At 47.7% G+C, this 12,613-nt stretch carries 11 protein-coding genes; 8 read left to right on the plus strand and 3 right to left on the minus strand.

Features of this window, described 5'->3' with window-relative positions:
- Positions 1–124 precede the first annotated feature (124 nt).
- From L1D44_RS17635 to L1D44_RS17660, 6 genes are all read left to right on the plus strand, one after another.
- Positions 125–565, plus strand: coding sequence for a hypothetical protein (locus L1D44_RS17635; protein WP_239892628.1), 441 nt, complete (start codon positions 125–127; stop codon positions 563–565).
- Between the two features lie 234 nt (positions 566–799).
- The gene (locus L1D44_RS17640; protein ID WP_239892629.1) at positions 800–1,219 is read left to right on the plus strand and encodes a DUF2057 family protein; all 420 of its coding nucleotides are present in this window, start codon (positions 800–802) and stop codon (positions 1,217–1,219) included.
- A gap of 117 nt (positions 1,220–1,336) precedes the next feature.
- Positions 1,337–1,753 carry a hypothetical protein gene (locus L1D44_RS17645; protein WP_239892630.1) on the plus strand — a complete coding sequence of 139 codons (417 nt, stop codon included), beginning with the start codon at positions 1,337–1,339 and terminating at the stop codon, positions 1,751–1,753.
- 145 nt (positions 1,754–1,898) lie between these two features.
- Entirely contained in the window at positions 1,899–2,513 is a 615-nt protein-coding gene (locus L1D44_RS17650) for a heavy metal-binding domain-containing protein (RefSeq protein WP_239892631.1), read from the plus strand.
- A 24-nt stretch (positions 2,514–2,537) separates the two neighbouring features.
- The gene (locus L1D44_RS17655; protein ID WP_239892632.1) at positions 2,538–4,340 is read left to right on the plus strand and encodes an efflux RND transporter periplasmic adaptor subunit; all 1,803 of its coding nucleotides are present in this window, start codon (positions 2,538–2,540) and stop codon (positions 4,338–4,340) included.
- Between the two features lie 13 nt (positions 4,341–4,353).
- A complete protein-coding gene (locus tag L1D44_RS17660) occupies positions 4,354–7,491 on the plus strand; it encodes a CusA/CzcA family heavy metal efflux RND transporter (protein WP_239892633.1) in 3,138 nt (1,045 codons plus the stop codon).
- 74 nt (positions 7,492–7,565) lie between these two features.
- On the opposite strand, the gene L1D44_RS17665 is transcribed toward L1D44_RS17660, so the two are convergent.
- Entirely contained in the window at positions 7,566–8,348 is a 783-nt protein-coding gene (locus L1D44_RS17665) for a VOC family protein (RefSeq protein ID WP_239892634.1), read from the minus strand.
- Between the two features lie 200 nt (positions 8,349–8,548).
- Between L1D44_RS17665 and L1D44_RS21875 the strand changes: the two genes are divergently transcribed.
- Positions 8,549–9,727 (plus strand): GGDEF domain-containing protein, encoded by a 1,179-nt coding sequence (locus tag L1D44_RS21875; protein ID WP_239892635.1) that lies wholly within the window; start codon positions 8,549–8,551, stop codon positions 9,725–9,727.
- 82 nt (positions 9,728–9,809) lie between these two features.
- Here the strand turns inward: L1D44_RS21875 and L1D44_RS17675 are convergent, their stop codons facing one another.
- A complete protein-coding gene (locus L1D44_RS17675) occupies positions 9,810–11,033 on the minus strand; it encodes an efflux RND transporter periplasmic adaptor subunit (protein ID WP_239892636.1) in 1,224 nt (407 codons plus the stop codon).
- A complete protein-coding gene (locus L1D44_RS17680) occupies positions 11,026–11,373 on the minus strand; it encodes an MFS transporter (protein ID WP_239892637.1) in 348 nt (115 codons plus the stop codon). Before L1D44_RS17680 ends, L1D44_RS17675 begins: the two co-directional genes overlap by 8 nt.
- Before the next feature lie 137 nt (positions 11,374–11,510).
- On the opposite strand from L1D44_RS17680, the gene L1D44_RS17685 reads away from it, so the two are divergent.
- Positions 11,511–12,542 (plus strand): AraC family transcriptional regulator, encoded by a 1,032-nt coding sequence (locus L1D44_RS17685; RefSeq protein ID WP_239892638.1) that lies wholly within the window; start codon positions 11,511–11,513, stop codon positions 12,540–12,542.
- Positions 12,543–12,613 lie beyond the last annotated feature (71 nt).

Below are 12,613 nucleotides of genomic sequence, written 5' to 3' on the forward strand. Positions count from 1 at the left end.
TTAGATGTAAAAGTGAGATGGGTAACAGGCCTAAAATCAAAAATTTTATGATTTTTGCAACTTTTCCGATAAAGCGCAGGTCTAGTTAATTATATCCACTTTGTTACATAACCTAAGGTTAGGCATGCGTAAGCAAATTACCTTTTTAGCATTTTTTATCGCATTGATTGGACAGTTTATTCTGTCTCCTGCGATGGCTATGCCTAAATTTTTGCATGCCAGTTCACACGCATCTCAACATATCGAGTCTCAAGTATCTCAAACACAAAGCGAGGCTCTAGACGCTAATACCTTAACCGCGTCCTTTTTAGCAGACTCTCAAATGAACTGCGCATCTAAGATGCCCAATTTAAACTTAGATAACATAGACTGCGACGCTCTATGTAAGATGTTGGGTGCAAACGACTGTGCATCCAGCAGTGTCTCTGCGCCCGGTATTGTAGAGCAAGCGCAATTAATGCTTATCGCTCAAAGTTCAATGGCAAGCCTACAAACGGCTTTCTGGTCTTTACAGACCGCTGAACTCTCATCGCTCAATCCCCCTCCCATCGGTTTGCCCGCTTAACCTCATATTTAACGGCTTCTTTAGCTAACTCAATACAGCACAAGAAGTCAGTTACAACAATTTAAGCAATCTGCGCCTTTAGCTATCAATCCAATGTTGATAGTAGGCGAGGCGATCGGTCTCAAGCTGTTTTCAAGGGGCTTAAATGGTAGTAGGAAAGCTAGAGTCTTGCCTACCAGCCTTAGCCGAACACTGACCGCCATATTCATTATCTAACTTTGTTTGGAGTTTATTATGAAAAAGTTTATCAGCGTAATCGCATTATCAATCGCCAGTTTCACATCTCAGGCCGCCTCAGTAGCGTTTCCCGAGTCGATTGAAGTACTCACCGTTAATGGATTAAGTAACGTTGACAGTCGTTATCTAGAATTAGATCAAGGACAAAATTTGATTGAGGTACAGTACCGTGATCTATTCGAAACCAACGCGGAAGATTCAAATTGGGTAAGGTCTGAGCCACTTTACCTCTATATCGACCTTGAAACTGCCGCCAACTATAAGGCGTTCACGCCGAGCATTTTGTCTGAAGAGGATGCCTATCAGTTCATCGATAATCCAACCATTAAGCTCAATAATGGTATGGGTAGTGAAAAACAGGTTAGCCTGATGACACATGGACAATTGATGGCAAAATTACTACTATCAAAACAGTAAGATATTGAGCCCATATCTTATAAAGAACGCGCGTTGAGCAGGTGAATTTGTGAACTTTATCAATGCGCCGCTCTTTTCCTATGGTAGACTAATCACTGCTTATTATTTGGAAACATCATGTTTAGCAGAATTCGCCGTCATACATTATTAGCATTTATGCTGCTCGCGTTGTTGAGCCAGCTAGTGCTGACTAATGGTTCATGGATGGTGCCAAATGCGATGGCAGATGAAATGCCAATGATGAGCATGCAAGCGGGAACTGAATGTCACCAAGACCAAATGGATGAAGACACTCATTGCTGTGAGTCTGAAGAGAGTATGCAAATGCTTCCCGGCGACTCTCAAAGCTGCTGCAATGGCAACGGAAACTGCCAGAGTGACTGCAACCACTGCTTGGTTATTTCAGTAACAGGTACCCTGTTTAGTGTGACACCTTGGCCAGGTTTCAACACTTCCGATATTGCATTGGCCACTCCTATGCCTCATTTCCACTCTATTTCATTGCCACAAGATTTAAGACCTCCAATCGCGTAAACCAAGGCACTATGCCCCTATGCGAATATCTCTTTGTAAAAAAAGAAAACAAATTAATCTTAATCAGCAATTATTTAAGCCGTTAATTGTTCTGCTGCTCAAATTAAGCACAGGCATTCGGCCATCTATACGATGGAGTTGAGTTATGAAAACCCTTATAAGTTTAGCCTTATCTGCCCTGTTACTTCTGTCTTGGACGGGTACAGCATCAGCAAATGAGCACCATCATGGTGCCCATAAGAACCAACACGCTGTGCAAAGCCAAGATTATGCTTGCCCTATGCATCCTGAAGTAACCGGTGTTAAAGGTGATTCTTGTCCTAAGTGCGGCATGGACTTAGAAGCAGCTAAAACTGCAGCTAAAGGCCATGGCAAAAACTGTGACTCTTGCCCTAATAAAGAGTCGTGCCCTAATAAAACTAACAAGCACCACCAGCATATGAGCAAGCATACCCATGCATGCCCTATGAACCCAGCTATTACAGGTAAAGCAGGCGACAGCTGCCCTAAATGCGGCATGGACCTAGAACCTATCGCAAAAGCCGATAACGCTAAAAACTGTGACTCTTGCCCTAACAAAGAGTCGTGCCCTAATAAAGCTAACAAGCACCACAAACATATGAGCAAGCATACCCATGCATGCCCTATGAACCCAGCTATTACAGGTCAAGCAGGCGATAGCTGCCCTAAGTGTGGAATGGATCTAGAACCTATCGCTGCTGGCGACAAGGCTGCTAAATCTGCTCACAAGCATCACTAATATCTAGGGTGGAGATAAGGCATTATGAGTTTATTAAAACTGAAGAAAGCGCGCCGCTCTGCAGTCTGCGCTTTAAGTCTAGTGATGGTTGCAACCCCGCAGTTGGGTTTTAGCCAGGCGACGGCTGCCGACAAAGAACATACACAGACTCATCAGCATGAGTCCAATCAACGTGGAACTGAGTATTACTGCCCTATGCACCCAGAGGTGACCAGCCATGAGCCTGGCCGCTGCCCTAAGTGCAAGATGTTTCTCGTTCAAGATGAAGCGGACACCACGTCTCATCAAAAGCAGAAAGCAGCGGTTAGTAATAACTACTACTGCCCCATGCACCCAGAGGTGACCAGCCATGAACCTGGCCGCTGCCCTGAGTGTAAGATGTTTTTGGTACAAGACGAACAAGAAGGGGATAAGCAATCAGGCTCATCCCAGGTTGCGGCTATCGAAAACTACTACTGCCCCATGCACCCAGAGGTGACTAGCCATGAACCTGGCCGCTGCCCTGAGTGTAAGATGTTTTTGGTAAAAGAGGAGGAAGAAGAAACTCCCCCCGATGAGCATGCTGGCCATAACCACACAGCTCAATCGACTCCATCAACTGAGCAGTCTCAGGCAGATAAAATCCTCAGCCAGCCTAAACCGACGCTGGCGCCCGCCGCGCAAAGTAGTAGTGACGGCAACATAAAGTATGTCTGCCCTATGCACCCCCATGTCGTCTCAGATGTGCCTGGTAGCTGCCCTATATGTGGTATGGACTTAGAGAAAGTCACTATCGGCGGTGTCGGTGAGGAAGTCGTTGTTGGCGTATCGGGCGGTATGCAGCAAGCTCTTGGTATGCGCAGCGAGCAAGTGACTAAAGGCACGCTTTGGAAGCTAGTGAAAACTATCGGTACCGTGGAGTATAACGAGAACGCCATCGGCCACAGTCACACCCGCGTCAACGGCTGGATTGAAACCTTGATGGTGCACAACGTCGGCCAACGCGTAAAGAAAGGCCAACTACTCTATGAGCTATATTCTCCTGAGCTGATTAATGCTCAAGATGACTATATGCAAGCGGTAGACTATCTGAAACAAGACCAAAATCGTGGCCAAAGTTTACTACGTAAGGCTCGTCTACGCCTTGAGTTACTCGGTGTGAGCTCAGCCACAATCAAGCAGTTGGAGCGCACAGGCAAGACTATCTATCGGGTGCCATTCTATGCCGAGCAGGATGGCTTTATCAGTAAGCTTACGGTACGTCATGGCATGTATGTCCAGCCCGGCGATACCCTGTTTGAAATCGTTGATTTAAGCAGTGTGTGGGTGATTGCCGATGTGTTTGAGAATGAACAGAGCTGGTTAGAACTGGGGCGCCCTGTGGAAGTCACCTCGGCCGCTCAGGGGTTATTCGATCTAGAATCGACCATCGACTACATCTATCCAGAGCTGGATCCCGTCTCCCGTGCAATGCGCGTGCGGATCAAGTTAGATAACCCAAATAAACTGTTAAAGCCTGGTACCTTAGTCGATGTGAAGCTGTTTGGCGGGCCTAAGCGAGAAGTACTAGCGATCCCTACAGAAGCTTTGATCCTCACTGGCCGCGAGAACCGTGTCGTGGTGCAGCGTGACGATAACCGTTTTGCTTCTGTGCCGGTTAAAGTCGGTATGATTGCTCAGGGCAAGGCCGAGATCATCGAAGGCTTAACCGTTGGCGACAAGGTGATTGTTTCCGGTCAATTCTTACTGGATTCAGAAGCCAGTATCCAAGGCAGCTTACAGCGCTTAAGTGGCAGCAATAGCAGCGAGAACAGTAGCGCGGCAAACGATCCACACGCAAACCACTAATCGGAGACTGATCATGCTAGAAAAAATTATCAGTGCCTCGATTAAACAGCGAGCGATGGTGTTAGTGCTTACAGCTGTGATTGCCTTAATTGGCTATCAGGCGATGCGCATGACACCTCTGGATGCACTACCCGACCTGTCTGATGTGCAGGTTATTGTCAAAACGTCTTATCCAGGACAGGCGCCGCAGTTAGTGGAAGATCAGATAACTTATCCGTTATCCACCGCCATGCTGGCGGTGCCAGGCGCGAAAACCGTGCGTGGTTTCTCCATGTTCGGTGACTCCTACGTCTATATTATCTTTGAAGATGGTACCGACATCTATTGGGCACGTTCACGGGTTTTAGAGTACCTCTCTCAGACTCAGGGACAACTGCCAGATAGCGTTACCCCGACCTTAGGCCCTGACGCCTCTGGCGTGGGCTGGGTGTTCCAATATGCCTTAGTCGACCGTAAGGGTAAGCATGACTTAGCTCAATTACGCTCCTTGCAAGATTGGTTTTTAAAACTGGAGCTGCAAAGCGTAGAGGGCGTATCTGAGGTGGCGACCATAGGCGGCATGGAGCAGTCCTATCAGATCATCGTCGACCCGCATAAGTTGGCGCTGTATCAAATTGATTTGATGACGGTGAAAAATGCCTTAGATAACTCCAACAGTTCTACTGGCGGCTCGGTTATCGAGATGGCCGAAGCCGAGTATATGATCACCTCCACCGGTTATCGCCAAACCTTGGCCGATTTTGAAGAGATCCCGCTAGGTATCGTGTCAGAATCTGGCACGCCGGTATTGATGAAAGATGTGGCTCAGCTGCGTACCGGTCCTGCCGCACGCCGTGGTATTGCCGAACTAAATGGTGAAGGCGAAGTGGTCGGCGGTATCGTGGTGATGCGCTACGGTGAGAACGCCCTTGCGACCATCAATAATGTTAAAGGCAAGCTCAAAGAGATAGAAAACGGCCTACCCGATGGGGTTGAGTTAGTGATCACTTACGATCGCTCTGAGCTTATTCTTAATTCGGTGGATAACCTCAAGCACAAAGTACTGGAAGAAATGCTTGTGGTCGCAGTGATCTGCTTGATCTTCCTGCTCCACGCCCGCTCGACATTAGTGGCGATTATCTCACTGCCGATCTCGATTCTAATCAGCTTTATCGTGATGAACATGATTGGTGTCAACGCCAATATCATGAGCCTAGGCGGTATCGCTATCGCCATTGGTGCGGTAGTGGATGCCGCTATTGTGATGGTGGAGAACACCCATAAACACTTAGAGCACTACCGCGAGCAACATAATGGTGCCACGCCTACTGGGGAAGCACATTGGGAATTGGTTCGCAAAGCATCGGTTGAAGTCGGGCCGGCACTGTTTTTCAGCTTGCTGATCATCACCCTAAGCTTCGTGCCAGTGTTTGCCCTAGAGGCGCAGGAGGGACGCCTGTTCCATCCGCTAGCCTATACCAAGACCTTTGCCATGGCGGCGAGTGCGATATTGGCGATCACCCTGATCCCAGTGTTAATGGGCTATTTCGTTCGCGGAAAAATCCCCGACGAGCGCAAAAACCCGATTAGCCGATTATTAATCGCGATTTACGAGCCGACACTACGCTTGGTACTGCGTTTTCCAAAAATCACCATCTTGCTGGCCATGGTGACACTCGCAAGTGCGATATATCCGATGACCAAGATGGGCAGCGAGTTTATGCCTGAGCTCGAAGAGGGCGATCTACTCTACATGCCTACCACACTACCGAGCGTCAGTGCAGGTAAGGCGGCGGAGATCTTGCAGCAAACCGACAGATTGATAAAAACCATACCCGAAGTGAAGCGGGTATTTGGTAAGGTCGGCCGCGCCATGACAGCAACGGATCCGGCGCCTCTCACCATGCTTGAGACCACCATCATGCTTAATCCAAGGAACACTTGGCGAGAAGGTATGACGCTGGAAGGCATTATCGCTGAGCTACAAAAAACCGTCAAAGTTCCGGGGATGACCAATGCCTGGGTGCAACCAATCAAGACTCGTATCGATATGCTATCAACCGGGGTGAGAACCCCTGTCGGCATAAAAATATCCGGTGCCGATATCGATGAGTTGCAGCGAATAGGCACAGAGATAGAAGCCGTGGTCAGTAAACTACCCGGCACGGCTTCGGCCTTTGCCCAGCGCACCAGTGGTGGTCGTTATATCGATATTGAGCCCAATCTTAAAAATGCCGCTCGGTATGGAATGACCCTCAAAGATATTCAAGACGTGGTGCAGATGGCAATTGGCGGCATGCAGGTGGGACAGTCGATTCAAGGCCAAGAACGCTATCCGATCAATATCCGCTACCCAAGGGAGCTGCGCGACAGTATCGAAAAGCTAGAAGATCTGCCTGTACTAACAAAAACGGGCAAATATCTGCCCCTAGGTAACCTTGCCAGCATCACCATCAGTGATGGTGCACCTATGCTTGCCAGTGAAAACGGCCGTTTGATCAGCTGGGTATTTGTCGATTTGAAAGATATCTCTATCGGCGAGTACATCACGACAGCAAGGGCGGCGCTAGACGAGCAGATCGCCTTACCGCCACGCTACAACTATAGTTTTGCAGGTCAATATGAGTATATGCAGCGAGTAGAAGCCAAGATGCAGCTGGTTGTGCCGTTAATGCTAGCGGTTATCTTCATGTTACTCATGATGACCTTTAGCTCGTTTATCCAAGCGTCGGTGATTATGCTGAGTCTACCTTTCTCACTCGTGGGGAGCGCCTGGTTACTCTACTTCCTGAACTTCGACTTCTCCGTGGCGGTATCTGTGGGGATGATCGCGCTTGCTGGTGTTGCCGCCGAATTTGGCGTGGTAATGCAGGTTTACCTGAATAACAGCATCAAAGAGCGTAGGCTGGCTGGAGACTTCAATAAACGCAGCGACTTAAGCGAAGCGCTTATTCACGGCGCAGTTATGCGTATTCGTCCTAAGGCGATGACGGTAGCCACCATCTTCTTTGGATTACTACCTATCATGTGGGGCAGCGGTACGGGTAATGAGGTGATGCAAAAAATTGCAGCCCCTATGGTGGGCGGTATGGTCACAGCACCACTGCTGTCGCTATTTGTGATCCCTGCGATCTATCTGCTGATCTATGGCCGATCTTTAAGTAAGGAGTAGGTTAGAAAGCCATAACCAAACAGGGTCGCAGCATTGCGACCCTGTTTCGTTATTAATAGTCAATCGGTATAAGCTTAACTGCCCATACGCAGCTCTATAATCGAAAAGAAGCCACCGTCAGGATCGTTAATTACCGCAAAGCGACCAACATTAGGAATATCGGTAGGAGGCACACAGACCTTGCCACCGAGCTGATCAACCTGCGCCGCTTTGTCATCGCAGTTTTCAACGGTGAAATACAGCATCCAATGGGCAGGCATATCACCCCACTCCTCGGACATCGCCATCATGCCGCCAATATCTTGCGCTCCCACCTGCCACTCGGTGTAATCCATGCCTTCCATATTACTGTCTCTCGTCCCCCAGCCAAACACATGGGGATAAAACTTCTTTGCCTCCTGCGGATCACGACAGGCTAACTCCACCCAACACAGGGTATGAGTTTCGGCTGCGCGTTGCGCTCCCAGATGGTTTTTCGCTTGCCAGAGTGCAAACCTCGCCCCTTCTGGATCTTGAACGATCGCCATGCGCCCAGCCTCACCGACATCATGGGGACCTATCAACAGAGTCCCTCCCGCTCCGATGACATCGACTAGCGATGAATCAAGATTTTCTACCGCAAAATACACTGTCCACTGGGTGGTATCACCATTAGCCACCATCTCTTCGGGCAGTTGATACATGGCACCAATATCATCACCATCGATCGCCATCATGCTATATATCCCCTGCGGGATAGGCATATCGATGATCTCCCAACCAAATAAGCTGCTATAAAACTGCTTGCTTGCATTGATATTCAGAGAGGCTAACTCTATCCAGCATGGCTGGCCTTGAAAATATTGGTCAACTTTCATCACAGGTTCCATCGCTAACGCATCCTAATCCTTTGAGTTAAGACCGATTTGCGTCTGCTGTCCAACTATCACTAGCAAATGATGCAAACAAGCGTGAGTAAATTCTTAAAATCACCTAGAAACATCGACTGTGGAAAATAAGATAGGTTTGATCCTGTGGACTATAATCTAGATCCAGCCATCATCAAGGAGGAGTGTGAGTGCCTGTATTAGAGCGAAGCCTACGTTATCTCTTTGCCCCAATTATACTTGCGTTCATTGGTATCGCCGTGATCCAGCAGTTAACGGTCACATGGCAGGGATGGCTACCTAGGTTTGATGACCTCCCCTATTACCTGTTATCGCTTTCTGCAGTGCTAGCACTGCAATTTAGCTGTGGTCGTATTAGCTACCTATCGATACTGTTACTGCTTTATTACCACCTTAGCCAAACAGAACCTCTCGTCAGCTTTGACAGAGACCAAGTCTTTCTTACTGGCACTCTAATCATCACTTTTTTTGCTATCAGCAAGGATAGAAGCCCAATTTCCATCCACTTTTTCAAAGTCTTAATTGGTATCTCTGCTTGCTTTGCACTGGCCTTTGTCTGGAAGGCAGGAGCAGAAGGTTTATCATCATTTAATATGACCCAATTGCCTAGCATGCTTAACTTGATCGCATCCCTGTATCTTCCCATCGGGATCTCATGCATAGTGATCAGCATCTATACCGTTTGGCACGCAACGGGAACCAACTCTACCATTGCACTGACGCAATTCATTTGGCTATTTCACTACTACCTTCCCAACGACATGGCATTTTCCATCCTGCTCTCTATGTTAGCGGCTGCGTACCTGTTTTCTATGTTATTTGCACTCTATGATCTCGCCTATAAAGATGAATTAACCGGGCTCGCCTCTCGACGAGCCTTAAATACCATGGCGTTATCGCTCAATAAACATTACTGCGTGGCGATGGTGGATATCGATCACTTCAAAAGCTTTAACGATACCTACGGCCACGATGTTGGCGATCAAGTTCTGCGTTTAGTGGCAAAGAAACTCAGCAAAGTGAAAGGCGGTGGTCAAGTCTTTCGTTACGGCGGAGAGGAGTTCACCATAGTATTTGAAAGCAGAAATATTGAACGAGTACTCCCCCATCTAGAGGAGATCAGACAAAAAATCAGTCAGTATAATATTGTGCTACGCGATCAGGGACGCAAGGGTAAGAGTAAATTAGATAGAAACAGAAAGCAGAAGCCAAACCAGACAGTGAATATCACCATCTCGATTGGCGTAGCCGAGCAGCGCGGTGAAACCTCATTTGAAAAAACACTAAAATCCGCCGATGAGGCATTATACAAGGCTAAGAATAACGGTCGTAACTGCGTATTTGCCTAAATTGCATCAGCAAGCAGAACCAGAAATTAGATATAGCTAACCCCAAGCCTGATAAGCTTGGGGCTAGTTTTATCGGATTAGATTAGATGGAATAGAAGTAGTAGATTTGTGACTTCATTCTTATCACGATACCACGGATCACATCTAAGAAAGCTAAGAACTCTATCGGCTTAGTGCCAGAGATCCATGCAAGTCCGACGGAGCCGACTGGAATATCGTAATCACCAGTTTCGGTCAGTTTTAACCTGACAAAATGGTGCTTGTTGTTAAGGTTTTGCCCTGTGGTTTGCCTAACATTGTCATCTAAAGCCACCAAACGCCCTTGCGCCTCACCTGTGGCTTCGACGATACCTTCAACTTCGGCGTTAAACACCTTTCCAGGATAAACCGCAGAGGCAAACTCTGCGAGTTGACCAACTTTAACGTTACGAATCGCCTGATGGTTCACCCGCATCAGTACGTACTTTTCATTGGTGTACATCTGCATGCGTGGCGCTACCCCGACGTACTGACCTTCACGCATGATAAAGTTGGTCACATAGCCATCGGCAGGCGCATAGATCTTAGTGTTATCCAAGTTCCACTGAGCCTGTGCCACATTTTCATGTTCGCTATTGAGATCCGATTGACGACTCTCTACTGCCAGATGAGATTTCTCAATATTCAGCAGCGCCGTATGCTCTGCCATCTGCGCCTTCTCAATTTGGGTTGAATAGGTTTGCACCTGCGCCTTAGCAAGATCCACCGCCGTTTGCTGCTCATCTAACTGGCTCTTAGTGATGGTATCTGGCACGACACGGTTCTGCTCAATAAAGCGCGCCAATGTCTTCTGTTTCCAGGCTAGATCTTTCGTCGATGCATCGAGCTGATTCTTGGTAATACTGACGTCGGCGATAGCCACTTCATGCTGCTTAAGCGCAAGCTTTACATCTTCATTGGCCAACGACAGATTTACCTTGGCGGCTTCCTGTGCCACCAAGGCCTTATTTAACGCAATTTGATAGGGCTCGGCATCTAAATCATAAATTAGCTGTCCAGCCTCAACCTTCTGGTTAGGCTGAACATAGATATTCTCAACCTTACCGCGGATCTGCGAGTTTGCCGGACGCAGCTGAATGTGGGGAGATTGCACTAAGGAGCCACCCGATAGATCCATCGGGGTATAATTAAGCAGACCCACCCAGACAAACATCAACCAGCCTGTACCTCCTAAGTAGGCAAACGCTTTACTGTAGGTATTCCAAGGCATGCCGACTAGGCGAAGTAGATAGATAAACAGTGCCCATACCGCTAAGCCTTCAAGCATTGGTTTGCTCCTCTTTTACTGCTGGATCATTCGCTATCGCTTGCGGCTCTTTTTCACGCCATACATCTCTGATCCTGCGTAGCGCCTTCTCTCCATCGACAAAGGCAACGATGACCGCCACAACCCATACCCAATGCCAAATAAACCCTATCCAGGTGAGCGCGGTAATAAGTCCTATCTGGTGATGCTGCTCTTTGTGCGCCTTATTGATTGGTAACTCATGGATCTTCCAGAATCCAAATGCCGCCGCAGCAACCGTCGCCACCATCACCACCGCAGCAACGCCATGCAGGGCCGTATCAACACCTGTATCTACAAATGGCATACTGAACAAGCTCATAGGAATAAACCTCAAAAAAGTGTTTTGGCTGCGTAGTTTGCCCTTTCTTTTCATCACCACAATATGAAGTACACTTATGTATCAATTATCACTCTTTTATGATTCAATTAGGTCACTATCAGGTTAGGATATTCACTATGCTGCTCAACACTGCCTTTATTCGATCTTGCTATGTTTCTCCGGTTTTAGAGGGGATTGAGGCTCATTATGGTGTGACGGCTGATGACTTAGGCATCCCTAAGTTAGTACTTCAAGATAGGATGACACTGATCCCTTTTACAGAAGTGTCGAAGTGGTTCGAACAGATTGAGCGATTAACTGGTGAAACCGATTTTATGGTGAAGATCCAGAGCCACCTAACGCTCGCGAACCTAGAGATACCGGGTAATTGGTTTTTAAGTGCCCCAGATTTAGCAATGTCATTTAGGCGGATCAACCATGGGATCTGCAGCTTCCAGTCTGGTGCGAGTTACTACGCTCAGCAATCTGGAAAGATCTTAAAGTGGTGCTACAGCAACGCTTTCGTTAAGGGAAAGGCACGTTCTCATGACTCATTAAGAGTGGCTTTTACCCTATTTAACGCCATTAAAAACTATGCCGGCAACGACTACAGTCCGCGCAAAGTGCAACTGAGTGGCCCGCCTATTCAACAAAAAGAAACTGAAGCACTATTTGGCTGCCCCGTATCTTGGAATGCACCGCAAACCGAGCTGTGGCTAGGTATCGATAGTCTGTTGATGTTCACCGACGACTATACCTATATCCCTGAGCCACTCACCACTTCTATTCCACTGTCTCAGCTTGAGAAGTACCTCAATATGCCGCAACCAACGGATCAGCCTAAGGTTCTGTATGAGATGGTGAATTATTCACGCTATTATGGCTTGCCTAGCGTCGATGCGGTCGCCGCTCTGTTTGGTGTTTCGCGGCAACAGCTACAGAGACGGTTGCAGAAACTGGGGTTCACCTTTACCTACCTGTCTGGATACATTCTGTGTAATCAGGCGATTAAATATATGCTGGAGGGAATGAGCGTGGCCGAAATTGCAACCCGCTTAGGTTATGCGAACTCCCACAGTTTTAGCCGTTCATTCACCCGCTTTCGACGCCAAACGCCGACTCAGTATCTCAATAAACTGAAGCTAGAAAATAAACGAACCAGCTTTTGAAGCAGATGCTTTAGGGCTGAAAACAAAAAAGCCTCTTTAAAAGAGGCTTTTTTGAGCAACCCGCCGCGAAC

Origin of the sequence: Shewanella sp. Isolate13, from assembly GCF_022398325.1 — a bacterium.
In the GTDB taxonomy this organism is placed as follows: domain Bacteria; phylum Pseudomonadota; class Gammaproteobacteria; order Enterobacterales; family Shewanellaceae; genus Shewanella.